The sequence below is a fragment of the Azospirillum griseum genome, from assembly GCF_003966125.1.
Taxonomy (GTDB): Bacteria; Pseudomonadota; Alphaproteobacteria; order Azospirillales; family Azospirillaceae; genus Azospirillum; species Azospirillum griseum.
This window is the reverse complement of sequence record NZ_RXMA01000012.1, coordinates 90,180-110,605: the sequence shown is the minus strand read 5'-3', so window position 1 is coordinate 110,605 and position 20,426 is coordinate 90,180. Positions and strand designations below refer to the sequence as shown.

Genomic DNA, 20,426 nt, shown 5'->3' with positions numbered 1-20,426 from the left:
GACGCGGAATTTCACACGCCTGTGGCTTGCGCCGACGCGCGGGGATGCCTAGCCTGAAGCGACCCGACCGATCCCGGTCGTCACCGTTTCCCGAGGTGTTTCCGCCGTGTCCAGCCTCTACCGTGGCGATGACGCCCTGGCGTCCCTGTTGGCCGACGCCGGTCTTCAACAGACCCCCGACGATCTGCGCGCGCTGCTCGCGGGCGTTCTCGCCGCTCCGCCAAGCCATGACCCCGCCGATTGGTTGCTGATGGTGGGGGAGGGGCTGCCCGACGCCCTGATCGACCAGTTGCACGCCCTGAAGGCGGCGTTGGAGAGCGCCCCGCGCCCCACGCCGGTGGGGGACGCCGCAACGCGGCTGGCCGCCCTGCGCGCGGCGTTGACGCGCCGGGATCTGGACGGCTTTGTGGTTCCGCGTGGCGACGAGCATCAGGGCGAGTATGTCCCGGCCCGCGCCCAGCGTTTGGGCTGGCTGACCGGCTTCACCGGATCGGCGGGCATCGCCGTGGCGCTGGCGGAGCGGGCGGCGCTGTTCGTCGATGGCCGCTACACCCTTCAGGCGCGGGACGAGGTTCCGGCCCATTACGAGCATCTGCATCTGGTCGAGGATCCGCTGACCGATTGGGTGGCGGCGGCGCTGCCCAACGGCGGGCGGCTGGGCTATGATCCCTGGTTGCACACCATCGGGTGGGTTGAGAAGACGCGCAGCGCCCTGGAACGCCACGGCGTCCATTTGATCGCCTGCGAGGACAACCCGCTCGATTCGGTGTGGCTGGACCAACCCCCGGCCCCGCTGTCGCCGGTGACGCCGCAGGACATCGCCTTCACCGGCGACAGCGCCGCCGACAAGCGCGCCCGGCTGGCCCAGGGCTTGACCGAACGCGGTCTGTCCGCCCTGGTGCTGACCCAGCCCGACAGCATCGCGTGGCTGCTGAACATCCGGGGGGCCGATGTGCCCTGCACGCCGCTGCCGCTGTCCTTTGCCATTCTGACCAACGACGGCGCGGTCGATCTGTTCCTGGACCCGCGCAAGCTGGCCCCGGCGACGGGCGCCCATCTGGGCAACGCGGTGCGGGTGCGCCCGGTGGCGGAGCTTGGCCCGGCGCTGGACGCCGTCGGGCGCGGCAACGCGCGGGTGCTGGCCGATCCGTCCTGCACCTCGGCGTGGCTGTTCGACCGGCTGCATCGGGCGGGTGCGAAGGTGGAGCGCGACAGCGACCCCTGCGCCCTGCCCAAGGCGTGCAAGAACGCGGCGGAGCTGGCGGGAACCCGCGCGGCCCACACCCGCGACGGCGCGGCCCTGGTCCGCTTCCTCCATTGGTTTGCCGGTGAAGCGCCCAAGGGCGATTTGACCGAATTGGCGGTGGTGGACCGGCTGCTGGCCTTCCGCGCGGTCAACGAGCGGTTCTGCGGCCTGAGCTTTGACACCATCGCCGGGGCGGGGCCGAACGGGGCGATCGTCCATTACCGCGCCACGCCGGAAACCAACCGGCGGTTGGAACCCAACAGCCTGTTCCTGCTGGACAGCGGCGCGCAATACCGCGACGGAACCACCGACGTCACCCGCACCCTGGCGGTCGGCATCCCCAGCGCGGAGATGAAGGACCGCTTCACCCGCGTGCTGAAGGGCCACATCGCCCTGTCCACCGCGCGGTTTCCGCGCGGGACCACCGGGTCGCAACTCGACGCGCTGGCCCGGCTGCCGCTGTGGCGGGTCGGGTTGGATTACGATCACGGGACCGGCCACGGTGTCGGCAGCTTCCTGTCGGTGCATGAGGGGCCGCAGCGGATCTCCAAGGTCGGCAACAGTGTGGCCTTGCAACCGGGGATGATCCTGTCCAACGAGCCGGGCTATTACAAGACCGGGGCCTATGGCATCCGCATCGAGAATCTGGTGGTGGTCCAACCGGTGGAGGTGGCGGGGGCCGAGCGGCCGACGCTGGGCTTTGACCCGCTGACGCTGGTTCCCATCGACCGCAGCCTGATCGACACGACCCTGCTGGACGCCGCCGAAATCGCGTGGGTTGACGATTATCACGCCCATGTGTGTGAGTCGCTGACGCCGCTGCTGGAGAGCGACGTGGCCGCGTGGCTGACCGCCGCCACCGCGCCGCTGGCAAAGGCAGACTGAGGGCAGCGGGAGGGATGGGGCCGGAAAGGGGGATGACGCACGGTTCTGGTGAAATCAACCCGTGCGTTCGCCGGACGAATCTGGCAAGGTCCGGATCGGTTCAGTAACCCGTTCTTTACCAGCCTGCTTCACTGTGTCTCAAAGGGATGACTTTTCAGAAAAGTTAGGGCATCACAGTTGGCACACACTTCCCGGATTACGGCGCGGCCCTGCGCCGGGTGAGCGTAACGCCGGATCATCCACCGGCAACGGACTTATGCGGAGACGTCTAGATGAAGATCCTCGTCGTCGATGATTACGCCACCATGCGGCGCATCGTGCGGAACCTGTTGACCCAGATCGGCTACACCGACATCGACGAGGCCGGCGACGGCGTGTCGGCGTTGGCGAAGCTGCGCGAAAGCAAGTTCGGCCTCATCATCTCCGACTGGAACATGGAGCCGATGACCGGCCTCCAGCTCCTCAAGGAAATCCGCGCCGACGCCAAGCTGGCGCCGACCCCGTTCATCATGGTCACAGCGGAAAGCAAGACCGAGAACGTGATCGCGGCCAAACAGGCGGGCGTGAACAACTACATCGTCAAGCCGTTCAACGCTGACACGCTCAAGATGAAGATCCAGGCGGTCATCGGCGGTTGATGCATCGGGTTGGGGGAGTGGACGGGTTGGAACAGCTTGCACAGCTGTCCGAGGAAGAGTTTGAGCAGATCGAAGAAGCGATCGCTCGATCGACCAAGGGGCGGGCCTTTCTGCGTCGTCTCCATCGCCGGTCCCTGGGGGCCGCGACGGAAGAGGTTCGCGCGATGCTCCAGGAGTTCCGCACGTCCTGGAACCGTCAGAACGACGCCGTGGAGGCCGGCAAGCATGTCGGCGTTCTGCGGCGCGAACTGATGGAAATGGCCGCCTCCATCGAACAGGCCCGGCGGGAGGTCGCAGCCCTGCGGCCCGCCGACGGGGCTGGCGACAAAATCCTCTCCGCCACCAATGAGCTTGACGCCATCGTCATCTCGACCGAACGCGCCTCGTTCGAAATCCTGAACGCCGCCGAACGGCTGATGGATTTGGCGGCCAAGCTGCGCGCCGCCGGTGCGGACACGGCGCTGTGCGGCGACATCGACAACGAGGTGAACAACATCTTCACCGCCTGCTCGTTCCAGGACCTGACCGGCCAACGGACCAGCAAGGTGGTGAACGCGCTGCGCTACATCGAACAGCGCGTCATCGCGATGATCAACATCTGGGGCGAAGACGGCCTGGCCAAGATGGCGGCCGTCGAAGAACCGGTGGACATGCGACCCGACGCGCATCTGCTGAACGGCCCTCAGCTTGACGGGCATGGTGTCAGCCAGGCCGACGTGGACAGCATGTTCGACATGCCCATGAGTGTGGCACCGCCACCACCACCACCACCACCGCCCGCGCCGGAACCGGTCGCGGCCCCGGTGCAGGCGAGCCAGGCGGACATCGACAACATGTTCGATGCGCCTCCGGTCAAGGCGAGCCAGGCGGACATTGACAGCATGTTCGATGCCCCGCCTCCTCCTGCGGCCCCACCGGCGAAAAAACCGGTGCCCAAGCCGCCGGGGCCGTCGATCAAGGCAAGCAAACCCGCCGCCAAACCAGCCCCCCCACCGCCGCCGCCTGCGGCGGAGGAACCGCCGACACCGCTCGATCAGGCGGCCATCGACGCGCTGTTCGGGTGATCGGTGTGGGGAACGGGGTGGTCGGCGGTCAGGCGAGGGGCGGAAGCGGTGAGCAGCGGATCAGGATTCGAGACAGCGGCGGCATCGCGCTGACCAAGCGACGGCGTGCGGTGTCCCGCGCGTGTCATTCGACCACTTCAAGGCCGGGTGCGGCCAAGCGACAAAGGCGGGACCAAGGATGAAGCAGATGTCCAAGCCCTTCATGGCCGAGCTTCAGAAGGCCCGCAAAACGGGACACCCCTTCCAGGCGCTGGTTGACGAATCGGCGGCGACCCCGGCGGTCACGGCGGTGCAGACCGTCACGATGGACAACACCGAGGTCCTGCGCGCCATCAGCACACTGGGTGACAAGCTGGACCGCTTCCTGACGATGGACGCGGCGCAGATCGATCAGATCCAGGTTGAAATCGCCGACATCTCCGGCCGCATCAAGGCGACCAAGGTTGAAATGGCCGCCATCCGCCACCCGCTGGCCGGGGGCGAGGACAAGTTCCAGCAGGCCAGCCAGGAGCTGAGCGCCGTCGTCTCGGCGACGGAGGCCGCGACCAACACCATCATGGCCTGTGCCGAAGAGTTGGACGAGGTGATGTCGGAGCTGAAGTCGTCGATGCCGGAAGGCTATCAGCGCGACCGCGTGAACGACATGGCCGACGTCATCGTCCGCATCTACGAAGCCTGCAACTTCCAGGATTTGACCGGTCAGCGCATCACCAAGGTGGTGCGCGCCATGGCCTTCATCGAAGAGCGCGTGGACGCGATGATGGGGCTGTGGAACAAGCGCGAGTTCGAGGCGATGCCGCTGCCGCCGTCCGTCACCAAGAAGGACGAGAATCTGGATCTGCACGGTCCCGCCGAATTCACCCCCGACAGCGGCAACATCAGCCAGGCGGACATCGACGCGCTGTTCGGTTGATCCGACACCGCAATTCATCACGGCCCTTCCGGTCGGGAAGCCCGAGAACCACTTGCTGCGCCCGCACCCCAGCGTGCTATACAGGGGCAACGCTGAAAGAGCTTATGACGACGATGCTGCCTCGCTCCTATCGCCTGCCGCTGACGGCCATTCTCCTGTCCGCCACGCTCGCCGCCTGTTCCTCCACCAAGGAGGATGCCTACGTCGAACGCTCCGCCGATCAGCTTCTGTCCGAAGCGGATGGCGCGATGAAGGAGGACGCTTTCAAAAAGGCGGCCAAGCTGTACGACGAGGTCGAGCGTCAGCACCCCTATTCGGAATCGGCGAGCAAGGCGCAGCTTCTGGCCGCCTACGCCCATTACCAGGATTTGAAGTATGACGACGCCATTCTGGCGCTCGACCGCTTCATCCAGCTTCATCCGGGCAACCCGGACATCGCTTACGCGTATTACATGCGGGCCTTGTCCTATTACGAGCAGATCACCGACGTGCGCCGTGACCAGCGCATGACCCGTCTGGCGCTCGACGCGCTGTCGGAGGTGGTGCGCCGCTTCCCGGACAGCCAATACGCCCGTGACGCCAAGCTGAAGATCGACCTGACCAACGACCACCTTGCCGGCAAGGAGATGGAGGTCGGGCGGTTCTATCTGCGTCAGCAGCAATACACCTCCGCCATCGGTCGTTTCCGCGTGGTCGTGGAAAACTACCAGACCACCTCCCACGTCGCCGAGGCGCTGCACCGACTGGTGGAATGCTATCTGGCGCTGGGCGTGACCGACGAAGCCAAGACCGCCGCAGCCGTGCTCGGCCACAACTTCCCCGGCAGCGAATGGTACACGGACAGCTACGCTCTTCTGGTGGACGCCAAACTCACCCCCGAGCGAAACGAGAAGTCCTGGCTCAGCAAAGCCTGGAACTCCCTGTTCTAGGCCGCTCCATGTTGGCGTCCCTGACGATCCGGGACGTTGTCCTGATCGAAAAGCTGGTTCTGTCCTTTCGCCGGGGGCTGTGCGTGCTCACCGGTGAAACGGGCGCTGGCAAGTCCATTCTGCTCGACGCGCTGGGTCTGGCGCTGGGCGCGCGGGCCGAATCGGGGCTGGTGCGCCATGGGGCCGATCAGGCCGCCGTCACCGCTGAGTTCGAGCTGTCGGGCGATCACCCGGCCTTTGCCATCCTCAAGGAACAGGGGCTGGACGCCGACGCCAACGCCGATGGCCGTCTGGTCGTGCGCCGCACCGTCAGCGCCGACGGCCGCAGCCGTGCGTGGGTGAACGATCAGGCGGTCGGCGTCACCCTGCTGAAGAAGCTGGGCGAAGAGCTGGTCGAGGTTCATGGCCAGTTCGACACCCACGGTCTGCTCAACCCGCAAACGCATCGCGGCGTGCTCGACGCCTACGCCGGTCTGTCCGCCCGCGCCGCCCAGGTGGCCGCCGCGCACCGGGCGTGGCGTCAGGTGGAGGACGCCCGCCACACCGCCGCCGCCGACATCGCCCGCGCCCGGTCGGAGGAGGAGTATCTCCGCCACGCCGTCGCTGAGTTGGACGCGCTCGCCCCGCGCGCCGGGGAAGAGGCCGAGCTTGCCGAATCGCGCGCCGTGCTGATGCACCGCGAAAAGCTGGTCGATGGCCTCAACGCCGCCTTCGCCGACCTGTCGGGCGACCGGGGGGTGGAACGCGCGCTGGCGTCGGCCATCCGCACGCTGTCGCGTCTGGCCGACAAGGCGGGCGGCGCGCTCGACCCGGTGATCGCCGCGCTCGACCGCGCGGCGACGGAGGCGGCCGACGGCATCGCCGGGCTTCAGGCCGTGTCCAGTGGCGTCGATATGGATCCGAGCGCGCTGGAAAAGCTGGAAGACCGGCTGTTCGCCCTGCGCGCCGCCGCCCGCAAGCATGGGGTGGCGGTGGACGCGCTGGCCGCCCTGCGCGAGGAGATGGCCGGGCGCTTGCTGTTGATCGAGGACCAGGGCGATCTGCTGACCCGTCTGGCCAAGGAAGCGGCGGTTGCCCGCAGCGCCTATCACAGCGCCGCCGAGGCGCTGAGCGCGGAACGGCGCGCGGCGTCGGGCCGGTTGGACGCGGCGGTGGCGGTCGAACTCGCCCCGCTGAAGATGGACAAGGCGAAGTTCCGCACGCTGGTTGAGCCGCTCGACGAAGCGGAATGGTCGGCGGCGGGCATCAACCGCGTCGCCTTCCAGGTGGCGACCAACCCCGGCTCCCCGCCGGGCGCGCTGAACAAGATCGCCTCGGGCGGTGAATTGGCCCGCTTCATGCTGGCGCTCAAGGTGGTGCTGGCCCAGACCTCCACCGTTGGCACGCTGGTGTTTGACGAGGTGGACACCGGCATCGGCGGGGCGGTGGCCGCCGCCGTGGGCGACCGTTTGGCGGTTCTGGGGCAAAGCCTTCAGGTGCTGGTGGTCACGCACAGCCCGCAGGTGGCCGCGCGCGGCGCGGTGCATCTGAAGGTGCAGAAAACCCAGACGGGCGAACAGGTGACGACCGGCGTGGCCGAACTGGACGGCGACGAGCGCCGCGAGGAGATCGCCCGCATGCTGTCCGGTGCCACCGTGACGGCGGAAGCCCGCGCCGCCGCCGAAAGCCTGATCGCCGGGCGGGGGTGATGGCCGGGTTGGGGTGATGGTTTGCAGCAGGGTGCGGCGAACCCGCTCTCACCCCGCCGACGGGGCCGCCTGTTTCCAGTAATTCCAGCCGCCCAGCCGCACGCCCACGGCGAAGCTGGTGAAGGGGATGCGCAATTCGATGTCGCGCGGCTGGAAGAAGGTCAGCCGCTCCGGCTCGCCGGTCGGGCCGAACTCCAGCCGCGCGCCCTTGGGATCCTGGGCGAACTCGTCGCTCATCACCTGCCAGACTTCCAGATCGCCGTCGTGGTTGGTGATCTTGTATTGGCCACAGCGCCAGACCGTCGATTCGCCGACATTGCCCTCGACCACCCGCTTGTCCCCCTCCATGCGGACGTCGCCCACCCCGGCGGCTTCGCCCTTCACCGACGGCCCTTGCGAGATGGCGCGAAAGCCCAGCCGCAGCCAGGAGGAGCGCGTGTGCGGGATGAGCCGCCGCACGGTCAGCGCGTCCTCGCGGCGGAAATGGTCGGGGTCGTCGTAGAAAATGCGGTCCAGCGTGGCGGCGACGACCAGACGGTCGTCGATGCTCAGGCTGGCGCTGGGCGCGTGGTCCATGGGGCTTTCCGTTGATGATCGTCCGGGAACTATACACGGTCGAACCGGTGGCGTCGCGAGTCGGGGAGACTCCACCCTGGTGCGGGATGACGCTATGCTGCGCGGCCCACCTCACCGGCCCTCTCTTCACCGGCCTTCAACGAGACGCACCATGATGGACCTGTTCGACACGCCCCCCAACCCTCGCAGCGTGGCTGTGGAGGCGTTGACGCCGGAGCAGGCGGCGGCCGACCTTGCCGCTCTGGCCACCGAGATCGCCCATCACGACCGGCTTTATCACCAGCAGGACCGGCCGGAGATCAGCGACGCCGATTACGACGCGCTGGTCCGCCGCAACAGCGCCATCGAAGCGCGCTTTCCCGATCTGCGCCGGGCCGATTCGCCGTCGCTGCGGGTGGGGGCGGCCCCCGCCGCCGGGTTCGGCAAGGTGCGCCACGCCGTGCCGATGCTGTCGCTGGGCAACGCCTTTTCCGCCGAGGATGTCGCGGATTTCGTCGCGCGCGTCCGCCGCTTCCTGGGGCTGGAGGAGGGGGCGGCGGTCCGTTTCGTCGCCGAACCGAAGATCGACGGGCTGTCCTGCTCCCTGCGCTACGAGCGTGGCGAGCTGGTGCTGGCGGCCACGCGCGGCGATGGGGCGGAGGGCGAGAACGTCACCGCCAACGTCCGCACCATCCGCGACGTGCCGCACCGGCTGCCCGCCCCGGTCCCCGAGGTGCTGGAGGTGCGCGGCGAAATCTACATGGCGCGCGACGATTTCAAGGCGATGAACGACGCGCTGGTCGCGGCGGGGGAGGAACCCTTTGCCAACCCGCGCAACGCCGCCGCCGGATCGTTGCGCCAGAAGGACGCCGCCGTCACCGCCGCCCGGCCGTTGCGCTTTTTCGGCTACGCGCTGGGCGATCTGTCGGAACCGATCGCCGACACGCAATCGGGCATCCGTGCGCGTCTGGCCGATTGGGGTTTTGCCCTGAATCACCCGACCGCGCTGTGCGACGGGGCCGAGGAGCTGATGGCCCATTACGGGTTGATCGGGCGCAGCCGCGCCGATCTGCCCTTTGACATCGACGGCGTCGTCTACAAGGTGGACAGCCTGGATTGGCAGCAGCGATTGGGCTTTGTCAGCCGTGCGCCGCGTTGGGCCATCGCCCACAAATTCCCTGCTGAACAGGCGCACACCCGGTTGAAGGCGATCACCGTCCAGGTCGGGCGCACCGGCGCGCTGACCCCGGTGGCGGAACTGGAGGACATCACCGTCGGCGGCGTCGTTGTCAGCCGCGCCACCCTGCACAACGAGGATGAGATCGCCCGCAAGGACATCCGCGAAGGCGATCTGGTCATCGTCCAGCGCGCGGGCGATGTCATTCCCCAGATCGTCGGCGTGGTGTTGGACCAGCGCCCGGCGGGAACCACCCCCTATCACCCGCTGACCCATTGCCCGGTCTGCGGCAGTCTGGCGGTCCGCGAGGCGGGCGAGGTGGTGCGCCGCTGCACCGGCGGCCTGATCTGCGACGCCCAGGCCAAGGAGCGGCTGCGTCATTTTGTGTCGCGCAACGCCTTCGACATCGAAGGGTTGGGCGAAAAGATCATCGAGGAGTTTTGGGAGGCCGGGTTCGTCAAATCCCCGGTGGACATCTTCACCCTGGAAGAGCGGGGCCAGGAGGGCCGGGAAGACCGGGTCGAGCTGATCGGGCGGCCGGGCTGGAAGGAAAAGTCGGTCGAGAACCTGTTCGCCGCCATCAACCAGCGGCGCGACGGCATCGATCTGCACCGCGTCATCTTCGCGTTGGGCATCCGCCACATCGGCGAGGTGACGGCCAAGTCGCTGGCCCGCCACTACGGCACGATGGACGCCTGGATGGCCGGAATGGAGCGGGCCGGCCGGGCGATGCCGGGGGAGGCGTGGCGCGACCTGCACGCCATCACCGGGGTGGGGCCGACCACGGTCAACGCCATCCTCGCCTGGTTCGCCGACCCCGACAGCGCGGCCAAGCTGGCCTTCTACGCCGGGAACGAGGCGCTGCGGCTGGAAACCATCATCACCTCGCTGGGCATCAAGCCGCTGAACAGCCGGGCGGCGCAGGCGCTGGCCGAGCGCTACGGCACGCTCGAGTCCTGGGCGGGGGCGATGCGCGACGCCGTGGACCACGCCCCCAAACCGGAGTGGAACGAGCTGGTGGCGATCCCGGACGTTGGCGAGGTGGCGGCCGAGGAATTGGCCTCCTTCTTCCAGGAGGAGCGCAACCGCGCCATCGTGCAGGCGCTGGCCGACCGCTTGACCGTGCTGGCGGCGGAAGCGCCCAAGGCCGGCGGCTCCCCCGTGGCGGGCAAGACGGTGGTGTTCACCGGCACGCTGGAGAAGATGACGCGAACGGAGGCCAAGACCCGCGCCGAGTCGCTGGGGGCCAAGGTGGCCGGATCGGTGTCCGGCAAGACCGATTTCCTGGTGGCCGGGGCCGACGCGGGCAGCAAGGCGGCCAAGGCCCGCGACCTGGGCGTGACCATCCTGAGCGAGGAGGAGTGGTTGGCGATGATTGCCGGGTGATCCCCGGACCCTCGCCGGTCCCCAACGGGCCGTCGCCAAAATGTCGCACGCGGGGCAACCCTGGTTGACGTCGGGGCGCGAACGCGCTGACATAAGAAAACGCTGCTGGACGCTTCGGGAGCGGTGGGCGCACGCCCCCCAACTACGACGGCCAGGATGACGGACGATCAACGTCCGCACGCCATGGGCCATTGCGCCACGCCCATGGATCGGCGTGGCAAGGCCACGGCACGGGAAGGAAACGCCATGGAACCCATACAATGGTCCCGCTGGATGAGCGTGGGGATTGATGATCTGGACGAGGATCATCGAACCCTGATCGGCATCGTCAACAAGCTGTCCGACGACGCCAACCGCCAGGACCCGGCCCTGATTGAAGCCATTCTGGATGAACTGATCGCCTACACCCGCCACCATTTCGCGGCGGAAGAGGCGTGCATGCAGCGGTCGAACTACCCGACCTTCGCCGCCCACAAGGCGCTGCACGACGCCCTGACCCGGCAGGTGGAGGCGTACCGCGATGGCTTCGTCGCCAACCGCGCGGGCATCAGCGGCGAGGAGGTGTTTGATTTCTGTGCGGCGTGGCTGGGCAAGCACATCCTGAAGGAAGACACCCGATTCGGCGAATACGCGGGCAGCGCCGTGAGGGAACCGGCGGAACTGATCGGATAACGGGGCAGCCCATCCGATCCAGATGAATCATACCAGCACCGGAAAGTACCGCCCTGTGGTCGGTACTTTCCAGCCCCTCAGACGCCGGGCGGCCCGCGTCCGCAGGCCTTGGCTTCGCGGGCATGGGTCCGCGCGGTCGCCGTCGCGACCGATACCAGGCGCTGGGCGGTGGAAAGAACCATCGCCTGGATCAGACCAGACCGACGTCTTGCCAAGGATGTCGAGGCATCCATCGAGAGCGATGTCGCCTGGGTCATGATCGCCAGCGTCAAGCTGTTCTCGCGGAAAATCGCAAGAGCTTCATCAACCTGACCGATTATGAATCAGACTCTCACTCCTCCCTTCCTTCTTTCTCCGGTTTTCGATACTTGTGTGGAGAAAGGGGAGGCGGAATGACCATCAGCTTCTTTGACGAGGCCTATTATCTTCGGCTGAACCCCGACGTCGCCTCCGGCTGGGGGGCCGCGCCGTCCCTGCACTATGAACGTTACGGTCGTTTTGAAGGGCGCAACCCGAACGCTGGCTTCAGCGAGGCCTATTACCTGTTCCAATACCCGGATGTCGCGGCGGCGGTGCGGGCCGGGTCCTTCGCCTCCGGCTACGATCACTGGATCAACTTCGGCCTGGGCGAGAACCGTTCGCCGGACGGGGTGTTTGCCGGAGAGACGGTCTACCTGCGCGCGCATCCAGACGTGGCGGCGGTGGTTGCGGCCGACGGCTTCGCCAACGGTTTCCAGCATTACGCCGCTTACGGCAAGGCGGAGGGCCGCGATCCCATCCGCAACGACCAGCATGGCACGGCGGGCAACGACACCATCGAGGGAACGGCGCTGAATGACCAGACCGCCAACCGGCTGTTCGGCGGCGCCGGTGACGATCTGGTGCTGGGCGGTCGCAGCTTCAGCACGCGCGGCACCAACCTATCGGGCAACGACATCCTGTATGGGGACGCCGGCAACGACACGCTCGACGGCGGGGCCGGGGCCGACACGATGGTCGGCGGGGCTGGGGCCGACCGTTTCCGCTTCGATCCCGATTACAATTACAGCTTGTGGTCCGGTCCCTATTATTTCCAGGACACGATCACCGATTTCGACCCCGCCGCCGGCGACCTCATCGATCTGAGCGGCCTTGGCCTGAGCTATGCCTCTCTCACCCCGTCGGACGGCGCCGCTGGCCTGACGGTCGGGCTGGGCGGCAGCCTGGGATCAATCACGCTGACTGGACAGACGAGCGCCGCGATGGCGCAGAGCTGGTTCCTGCTCTGACACCAGCACCGGAAAGCACCGACCTGTGGTCGGCACTTTCCGGTCCCTCAGACGCCGGGCGGCCCGCGTCCGCAGGCCTTGGCTTCGCGGGTATGGTCCCGCGCGGTCGCCGTCGCGACCGATACCAGGGTCAGAAGTCAAAACTTTCTGACCCTGGTATCAGGAGTCGCTTATGACTGGAAGCGACGCCTTTTCTGTATTCAGACCCAAGCATTGGCCCCAACGAAAAATGCCCTCCCCGGTGGGGAGGGCAGGATTCGGCTTGGAGGCCATCGCCGAAGCGGGAAGCCGCTGCGGTCGGTCAGGCCACCGCCAGCGCGTAGGCCGGGCGGGTCGCCGTGACGACCGAAGACTGGATTTCATAGCGCCACGCGCTGCGATCGGCGAACAGGGCGCGCAACAGTTGGTTGTTCAGCGCGTGACCGGCGCGAACCCCGTGGAAATGACCAACAATCCTGGCACCGGCCAGATAGAGATCGCCAACCGCGTCCAGGATCTTGTGACGCACGAACTCGTCGGTGAAGCGCAGCCCTTCGGCGTTCATCACCGTGTCGCCGGAGATCACCACCGCATTGTCGAGCGAACCGCCACGGGCCAGGCCCATCTTGCGCAGCCCTTCGACCTCGTGCAGGAAGCCGAAGGTGCGGGCACGGCTGATCTCGTCCTTGAACACGTCGCTGTCCAGTTCCACCGCGCGCGATTGGCGGGAGATGGCGGCGCTTTCGAAATCGATGTCAAAGCTGTAGGTGGTGGCGTCATCCGGCGCGAAGGAGGCGCTCTTGACGCCGTCGCCGACGCTGACCGGCTTCAGGATGCGGATGATGCGGCGCGGCGCGGACTGGACGGCGATGCCCGCCTGTTCGATGGCGGCGACGAAGGGGGCGGCGCTGCCGTCCATGATCGGCACCTCGATGCCGTCCAACGACACGACCGCGTTGTCGATGCCGCAGCCGGACAGGGCCGACATCAGATGTTCGATGGTCCCGATGGTGACGCCGTGTTCGTTGCCGATCACGGTGCACATGCGGGTGTCAACCACCGTGTCCCAGCGCGCCGGGATCACGCCCTCCGCCCCTTGGCGGTCGGTGCGGACAAAGGTGATGCCAGAATTCGCATCGGCAGGGGAAATCGTCAGCGTGACGATGGCACCGGAATGCAGACCGACACCGGCGATGGTCGCCGACTTCTTCAGGGTCTGCTGAAACAGGCCGTCCGCATTACCGCGATTGTTTGCCACGATGTTTGTCCATCTTCGTCATGCATTGGCGTTCGGTGATGGTGCCTAGAAACGTTTCTCATCGAAGACGTTTGACCGGACCCAATCTCTTACTGCCATGCTGTTAGGTACCACCGGCACCGCAACAGGACAAATCACTCTTTGTTACCGTTTGTTGCAGGACGGCAGAGGATGAGGATGGTGCAAACCATTGATATGACGAACAAAATGAGATGACCAACAAAAAAACCCTGGACGGACACGAGGGTCAGTCCAGGGGCCGAAATTTTCGGTCAGGTTGTGGAGCCGTCGGTCGTCGCGGTTCGAAGCGGCGACCGACGGATATCTCCGGCTTTCGCCGGGATCAGTTGGCCTGACGGCGCAGGAAGGCCGGAATGTCCAGTTCCTCCTGCTCGTGGCCGGTTTTCGCTTGGGCACCTTCAACGTTCAAACCCGACGGGCGTGGAGCGGCCGGGGGCTGGGGGTAGGCGGCGGGCGGCTGCTGCGTCGGCGGGTAGGCCGCCGGTTGCGGCTGGGCGGCCTGCGGCTGTTGCGGAGCCTGTTGGGAATACACCGGCTGTGCCTGCGGCGCTGGCTGCGGTTGGGGTTGCGGTTGGGGTGCGTAGGCCTGTTGCGGCTGCTGCGGGTAGCTCGGCTGCGGCGCGTAGGTCGGCTGCTGCGGCGGCTGGTGCTGCGGCGGTTGCGGTTGGGGCGCGTAAGCCTGCTGCGGCGGCTGTTGCGGGTAGCTCGGCTGCGGCGCGTAGGCGGGCTGCTGCTGCGGTTGGGGGGCGTAGGCCTGTTGTGGCGGATAGCTCGGCTGCTGGGGAGCGTAGCCGGGTTGCGGCTGGGCCACAGGCTGCGGCACCGGTTGGGGAACGGCGGGCGGCGGCGGTTCCGCCTTGCCACGGCCCAGGCCCGTCACCAGACCGAACAGAAAGTTCTGCTTGCGCGGGGCCGCCGGTTCCGGAGCCGCCGGGGCATGCCCGTAGGACGCATGGGGCTGGTGTGGGGCCTGCTGCGGGGCTTGTTGGGGATGCTGCTGGACCGGCTGTTGCGGCGGCATCGGTTGCTGCTGCGGCTGATAGCCCTGCTGCGGCTGCGCGTGCTGGTGGGGGGCCTGCTGCGGGTAATGCTGCGGGGGCTGCGGCTGGCCGACGGTGGTCGGCTGGCGCTGCCCGGCGTCAGCGGGCTTTGGGGCGTAGAAATGGCCCCCCTGATTCTCGCCATGAAGCGGACCGTTGGCCGAGCGCTGCGGCTGCGGCGACTCGGTGGGCTGCTGGTGGCCGTAGGCGTGCGGCGCGTGCTGGTGGGCCGGATCATGCTGGTGGGGTGTGGCACCGGTCGTGACCGGCTGCGACTGGCGCAGCACCGAGTTGCCGGACGGAATGCCGGGGGAGGCGCTGCCCGGCCCCGAGGGCGAGGCGCTGGTCAGGCCCGCCGGACCCGACGGCTTCTTGTTGCGGTCCATCGGCGACAGGTTCACCGGGTGCAGCGTGCGCGGGTTGCTCATCGCGGCGGCGTCGATGCCGGTGGCGACGACCGACACGCGCATCGTGCCGTCCAGCGCGGCGTCGAAGGTCGAACCGAAGATGATGTTGGCGTCGGGATCGACCTCGTCGCGGACGCGGTTGGCCGCCTCGTCCACCTCGAACAGGGTCATGTCATAGCCGCCGGTGATGTTGATGAGCACGCCGCGCGCGCCCTTCATCGACACATCGTCCAACAGCGGGTTGGAGATGGCGGCCTCGGCGGCTTCGATGGCGCGGCGTTCACCGCCGGCCTCGCCGGTTCCCATCATCGCCTTGCCCATCTCGGTCATCACCGACCGGATGTCGGCGAAGTCGAGGTTGATGAGGCCGGGCATCACCATCAGGTCGGTGACGCCGCGCACGCCCGAATGCAACACGTCGTCGGCCATCTTGAAGGCGTCGGCGAAGGTCGTCTTTTCGTTGGCGATGCGGAACAGGTTCTGGTTGGGGATGATGATCAGCGTGTCGACATACTGCTGAAGCTCGGCGATGCCGCCTTCGGCCAGACGCATGCGGTGCGCGCCTTCGAAATGGAACGGCTTGGTGACGACGCCAACGGTCAGCAGGCCGCGTTCACGCGCCGCGCGCGCGATGACCGGGGCCGCCCCCGTGCCGGTGCCCCCACCCATCCCGGCGGTGATGAACACCATGTTCGCACCTTCCAGGTGCTGCACGATCTCGTCCATCTGCTCTTCGGCGGACGCGCGACCGATGTCCGGCTTCGATCCGGCACCCAGGCCGCGCGTGGTGGCGGTCCCCAGTTGCAGGCGCTTTTCGCACAGCGAGCCTTTCAGCGCCTGCGCGTCGGTGTTGCCGACGACGAAGTCCACGCCTTCCAGGTTCGACTTGATCATGTTGTTGACGGCGTTGCCGCCCGCACCGCCCACACCGAACACGGTGATGCGCGGCTTCAATTCCGGTTCGATCTGCGGAATGGTCACGTTGATCATTCTGTTCAGGCCTCCACAACCTGTTTTGCTTTGCGTTTTGTAAGACGTGTCACGATCGGACCCCGGTTGTGTCCGGGGCGTGCCGGATCGGTACCCAGTGTGATCGAGCCGAGGGGGAATCCCATCACAAATTCTCCCGCAGCCATTGCCCGACGCGTCCCAGAACCCCGGTGGCGAACACGACATCGTGCCCGGACACCAGAAGGTCGGTTGGGGTGCGCACCGCGTGCAACAAAAGGCCCGCCGCCGTTGAAAAGGCGGGTCCGCCATGGGCCTCGCTCAACCCCTCGATTCGCGTCGGGCGGGCGATGCGAACCTGTTTGTCGAGGATGCGCTGGGCCAACTCCCGCGTGTTGGGAAGCTGGCTGGCCCCGCCGGTCAGAACGATGCGGCGGCTCACCTTGCGGGCGTAGCCCGACCGTTCGATGGCGGTGCGGATCCCTTCCAGGATCTCCTCCATCCGGGCCTGGACGATGTTGACCAGATAGGCACGGGTCACGGTGGATTGGCCGCTGCGCTCGTCCTCGCCGATTTGCGGGACCTCGATCATCTCGCGTTCGTCGGCGGGGTTGCCCCGCGCGCTGCCGTGCAGAACCTTCAGCCGTTCGGCGTGGACCAGCGAGGTGGCCAGCCCGTGGGCCAGATCGCTGGTGACGTGGCGACCGCCCAGGGGAACCGCGCCCGTCCACACCAGATTGCCTTCGGTGAAGATGGAGATCGTCGTCCCGCCGCCGCCGATGTCCACACAGGCCGCGCCCATCTCCATCTCGTCCTCGACCAGGCAGGCGAGGCCAGAGGCGTAGGGGCTGACCACCATGCGTTCGATCTCAAGATGACAGCGGGCGATGCAGGTTTGCAGGGTGCGGATGGCCCCCGACGAAGCGGTGACGACGTGGAGTTCCGCCCCCAGCGTGGTGCCGAACATGCCCTTGGGGTCGCGGATGCCGGTGCTGTCGTCCAGCGAAAAGCCCAGCGGAATGGTGTGGACCAGCGTCTGGTCGGGTCCGGCCTGGACGTTGCGGGCGTTGGACAGGGCGCGGCGAATGTCGCCGTCCGTCACCTCCTGTCCCGACACCGGCACATGGGCGGTGAAGCTGTGCGAACGCGGGTGGCCCATGGACAGGTTGACGACCAGATCATGGACGGTTTCACCCGCCATCTGTTCGGCCGCGTGCACGGCGGCTCCGATGGCGGTTTCCGCCGCCTCCATGTCGATGATGGTCCCGGCGCGGATTCCGGTGGCGATCTGATGGCCGACACCGATCACGCGGAACGAACCCGGTTCGTCCAGCCGCGCGATGATGCAGCACACCTTGCTGGAGCCGACATCCAGCGCCGCGACGATGCTGCCGCGCGCCGGTCGTTTCGACTTTTTCGCCCCGTTGAAACCGATGCCGAACATACCCTCAGTCCAACCTCATCGCCGCTGCCCGCCGTTTTTGTTGCCGTTCCGATCCATCCGCCGTGTTTGGGGTGTCAGGTTTTCTTTCCGGGAGGTTTCTTCTTGGCGGCCTCATCCTCCATCCCCGGCAGTTGCGCGGTGGCGGAGGTTTGCAGGATCGCCCGGTCGGGTTGGCGCAGGTCGATGGCGACGATGTCGCGGTCCAGCACCTTGCCCTTGCTGTTCATTTCGGCCAGTTGGCGCAGGGCCATCGGCATACCGGTGCCTTCGGGCAGCTTCACCGTCACGCCGTTGTCGAGTTGCAGATTCCACCGCCGATCGCTGATCCAATTGGCCGAGGTCACGCGTGGGCGGATCGACGGCACCTTGTCGAGCGCCTCCAAAAGCGCCTGCACCTGTTGCGGGGCGTTGGTGCCGATCACCTGCGGCAGGGTTTCGATCCGCTGGTTGCCGCGCCGGGCCAGTTCCACCGCATCGGCCAGCGGGCGGCCCGCGCGGTCGATGACGGTGAACTGCCGGTCATGCTGCCAGATCGCCATCGGCTGGCGTTCCGTCAGGCGGATGTAGAGGGTTCCGGGCAAGCGGCGTTCGATGGAGGCTGAAGACACCCAGGGCAATTCCTCCAACCGCGCCTTGGCCTCGGCCAGGTCAAAGGCCAGGATCGAGTCGCCCCGGACGATGCCCAGGGAATCCATCACCGTGCTGCGTTCGGTTTCGTTGCGGCCAACGACCAGGACCTCGTCCAGCACGAAGCCGAGGGAGCTGGTGCTCTCCAACAACCCTTCCTGCGCCGCCGCCAGCGTTTCGGCCAGGCTGGGGCGCTTCCACGCCGTCAGCGCCGACACCAGCAGGACCAGCGTCGGCACGCCGATCAACGCCGCCTTGAACGCGGGCTTGGCCCAGCGCGGCATGGCGCGGCGGCGGTTGCCCTTGCGGGCCGAGGCCGCCATCGCGCGGGGCGGGCGGGGCATCTCGTCGCGTCCCTGTCCGGCCAGGGTCGGGCGGAACTGCGGGTTGGCCATCAGGCGAGCTGACATGAGGCGTTCTCCACGAGCCAGCCGACCAGCGCGCCGTAGGTGATCCCCACATGCGCGGCCTGTTCGGGCACCAGCGACAGGGGCGTCATCCCCGGCTGGTTGTTGATCTCCAGGAAATACAGCCCCTCCGTCCCCGGTCGGCTGTTGTCCCAACGGAAGTCGCTGCGCGAAACCCCCCGGCAGCCCAGGGTCTGATGGGCCAGCACAGCCATCCGCTTGGCCTCCTCCGCCACCGCGTCGGGAATGGCGGCGGGCAGGGTGTGGACGGCGTGGCCGCTGCTGTATTTGGCGGTGTAATCATACACCTGCGCCTGGAACACGATCTCCGTCACCGTCAGGGCGCGGTCGCCCATGACGCCGACGGTCAGTTCGCGGCCCGGAATGAACTCCTCCACCAAGGCGCGGTCGCCAAAGCTCCAGGCGTCGCCGACCGGGCTGTTCTGCCCCTCGCGCACCAGGGTGACGCCGACGGTGGAGCCTTCATCGACCGGCTTGACGATGTAGGGGGCGGGCATCGGGTGGTCGCCGCCGGTGATCGCCCCGCGCGCCAGCACCATGCCCTTGGGCGAGCGGACGCCGACCGAATCCAGCACCCGCTTGGTCATCGCCTTGTCCATGGCGATGGCCGACGCCTGCACGCCGGAATGGGTGTAGGGCAGGCCGAGGAACTCCAACACGCCCTGGATCGTCCCATCCTCCCCACCGCGCCCGTGCAGGGCGTTGAACACCACGTCGGGGCGCGGGTGGGTCAGGGCGTGCATCAGCCCGGCCAGATCGCGCTGCACGTCCACGGCGGTGACGCGATAGCCTTCCTCCTCCAGCGCCTTGGCCACACCGGCCCCGCTGACCAGAGACACCTCGCGTTCGGCCGACCAACCGCCCATGAGGACGACGACGTGCTTCTTGTGGGCGTGCAGCAGGGCTTCGGTCATGGTGCGGCTCCTGCGCCGGGGATACCGACGCGCTTGATTTCCCAGTCCAGCGTCACGCCGCTGTGGTCGAACACTCGCCGCCGCACCTCTTCACCCAAGCCTTCCAGATCGGCGGCGGTGGCGCTGCCCCGGTTGATGAGGAAGTTGCAGTGCAGTTCCGACACCTGGGCGTCGCCGATGGACAGGCCACGGCACCCGGCGCGGTCGATCAGTTCCCACGCCTTGTGGCCGGGCGGGTTCTTGAAGGTGGATCCGCCGGTGCGAGAGCGCACGGGCTGGCTGTCGGCGCGCTTTTCGGCGATCTCGGCCATCCGTTGGGCAATCGCTTCACGGTCGCCCGGCACGCCGCGCAGCACCGCAGCGGTGAAGACGCAATCCTCCGGCGCGCCGGAATGGCGGTAGGTGAAGCCCATCGCGTCCTTGGAGAGGATCAGGCGCGCGCCGTCGCGGCCCACCGCCTGGGCCGACAAAAGCACGTCGGCCATCTCCTGGCCATAGGCCCCGCCGTTCATGCGCAGCGCCCCGCCGATGGTTCCGGGAATGCCGGACAGGAACTCCAGCCCCGCCAGCCCAGCGTCCCGCGCCATCACGGCGACGTTGAGGTCGAGTGCTGCGGCCCCCACGGTCAGGGTGTCACCGTCGCGGGCGATGTCGGTGAAGCCCCGGCCCAGCCGGATGGTGACGCCGGGAATGCCGCCGTCGCGGATCAGCAGGTTGGAGGCGACGCCGATCAGCGTCACCGGGATGTCGGCGGGCAGGCGCTCCAGAAACCCGGCCAGATCGTCGGCGTCGGCGGGGCGGAACAGCACCTCCGCCGGGCCGCCGACGCGGAACCATGTCACCTGCGCCAGCGGCGCGTCGGCGCTCAGACGGCCCCGGCAGGGCGGCATCCGCTCGATCAGGTGCGATTGGCCCGGTTGGGTCATGGAGCGCACGGCG

At 67.4% G+C, this 20,426-nt stretch carries 16 protein-coding genes and 1 pseudogene; 10 read left to right on the top strand and 7 right to left on the bottom strand.

What is annotated here, in order from left to right; translation table 11 throughout:
• Positions 1-106 precede the first annotated feature (106 nt).
• The 6 genes from EJ903_RS14270 (at position 107) to recN (ending at position 7,363) form a co-directional block, all read left to right on the top strand.
• Positions 107-2,131 (top strand): M24 family metallopeptidase, encoded by a 2,025-nt coding sequence (locus EJ903_RS14270; RefSeq protein ID WP_126616510.1) that lies wholly within the window; start codon positions 107-109, stop codon positions 2,129-2,131.
• Positions 2,132-2,403: 272 nt separating this feature from the next.
• Positions 2,404-2,769 carry a chemotaxis response regulator CheY gene (locus EJ903_RS14265; protein WP_119829909.1) on the top strand — a complete coding sequence of 122 codons (366 nt, stop codon included), beginning with the start codon at positions 2,404-2,406 and terminating at the stop codon, positions 2,767-2,769.
• 17 nt (positions 2,770-2,786) lie between these two features.
• A complete protein-coding gene (locus tag EJ903_RS28015) occupies positions 2,787-3,833 on the top strand; it encodes a protein phosphatase CheZ (RefSeq protein WP_281274761.1) in 1,047 nt (348 codons plus the stop codon).
• 187 nt (positions 3,834-4,020) lie between these two features.
• On the top strand, positions 4,021-4,746 hold the full coding sequence (locus EJ903_RS14255) for a hypothetical protein (protein ID WP_246015575.1): 726 nt from the start codon (positions 4,021-4,023) through the stop codon (positions 4,744-4,746).
• A 113-nt stretch (positions 4,747-4,859) separates the two neighbouring features.
• Positions 4,860-5,675 (top strand): outer membrane protein assembly factor BamD, encoded by an 816-nt coding sequence (locus EJ903_RS14250; protein WP_126616501.1) that lies wholly within the window; start codon positions 4,860-4,862, stop codon positions 5,673-5,675.
• Between the two features lie 8 nt (positions 5,676-5,683).
• On the top strand, positions 5,684-7,363 hold the full coding sequence (recN, locus tag EJ903_RS14245) for a DNA repair protein RecN (RefSeq protein WP_126616499.1): 1,680 nt from the start codon (positions 5,684-5,686) through the stop codon (positions 7,361-7,363).
• A 48-nt stretch (positions 7,364-7,411) separates the two neighbouring features.
• On the opposite strand, the gene EJ903_RS14240 is transcribed toward recN, so the two are convergent.
• A complete protein-coding gene (locus EJ903_RS14240; RefSeq protein WP_126616496.1) occupies positions 7,412-7,939 on the bottom strand; it encodes a hypothetical protein in 528 nt (175 codons plus the stop codon).
• 151 nt (positions 7,940-8,090) lie between these two features.
• On the opposite strand from EJ903_RS14240, the gene ligA reads away from it, so the two are divergent.
• The 4 genes and pseudogenes from ligA (at position 8,091) to EJ903_RS14220 (ending at position 12,421) form a co-directional block, all read left to right on the top strand.
• The gene (gene ligA, locus EJ903_RS14235; RefSeq protein ID WP_126616493.1) at positions 8,091-10,481 is read left to right on the top strand and encodes an NAD-dependent DNA ligase LigA; all 2,391 of its coding nucleotides are present in this window, start codon (positions 8,091-8,093) and stop codon (positions 10,479-10,481) included.
• A 204-nt stretch (positions 10,482-10,685) separates the two neighbouring features.
• Complete coding sequence (locus EJ903_RS14230; protein ID WP_342772171.1) at positions 10,686-11,153, top strand: bacteriohemerythrin; 468 nt, start codon at positions 10,686-10,688, stop codon at positions 11,151-11,153.
• 156 nt (positions 11,154-11,309) lie between these two features.
• Positions 11,310-11,465, top strand: a pseudogene (locus tag EJ903_RS14225) (IS5/IS1182 family transposase); the annotation flags it as partial.
• An 80-nt stretch (positions 11,466-11,545) separates the two neighbouring features.
• Positions 11,546-12,421 (top strand): calcium-binding protein, encoded by an 876-nt coding sequence (locus EJ903_RS14220; RefSeq protein ID WP_126616488.1) that lies wholly within the window; start codon positions 11,546-11,548, stop codon positions 12,419-12,421.
• Between the two features lie 301 nt (positions 12,422-12,722).
• Here EJ903_RS14220 and lpxC read toward each other — a convergent pair whose 3' ends face one another.
• The 6 genes from lpxC to murB all read right to left on the bottom strand — a co-directional run bounded on the left by lpxC (position 12,723) and on the right by murB (position 20,413).
• Complete coding sequence (gene lpxC, locus EJ903_RS14215; RefSeq protein WP_126616485.1) at positions 12,723-13,658, bottom strand: UDP-3-O-acyl-N-acetylglucosamine deacetylase; 936 nt, start codon at positions 13,656-13,658, stop codon at positions 12,723-12,725.
• 343 nt (positions 13,659-14,001) lie between these two features.
• Positions 14,002-16,116, bottom strand: coding sequence for a cell division protein FtsZ (gene ftsZ, locus EJ903_RS28105; RefSeq protein WP_126616482.1), 2,115 nt, complete (start codon positions 16,114-16,116; stop codon positions 14,002-14,004).
• Between the two features lie 124 nt (positions 16,117-16,240).
• On the bottom strand, positions 16,241-17,518 hold the full coding sequence (gene ftsA, locus EJ903_RS14205; RefSeq protein ID WP_126616479.1) for a cell division protein FtsA: 1,278 nt from the start codon (positions 17,516-17,518) through the stop codon (positions 16,241-16,243).
• Between the two features lie 74 nt (positions 17,519-17,592).
• Positions 17,593-18,555, bottom strand: coding sequence for a cell division protein FtsQ/DivIB (locus EJ903_RS14200; RefSeq protein ID WP_126616476.1), 963 nt, complete (start codon positions 18,553-18,555; stop codon positions 17,593-17,595).
• Positions 18,540-19,487, bottom strand: a complete 948-nt coding sequence (locus tag EJ903_RS14195) for a D-alanine--D-alanine ligase (RefSeq protein ID WP_126616473.1) — start codon at positions 19,485-19,487, stop codon at positions 18,540-18,542. The genes EJ903_RS14200 and EJ903_RS14195 overlap by 16 nt, the downstream gene beginning before the upstream one ends.
• Complete coding sequence (murB, locus tag EJ903_RS14190; RefSeq protein WP_126616630.1) at positions 19,484-20,413, bottom strand: UDP-N-acetylmuramate dehydrogenase; 930 nt, start codon at positions 20,411-20,413, stop codon at positions 19,484-19,486. The genes EJ903_RS14195 and murB overlap by 4 nt, the downstream gene beginning before the upstream one ends.
• Positions 20,414-20,426: the final 13 nt, after the last annotated feature.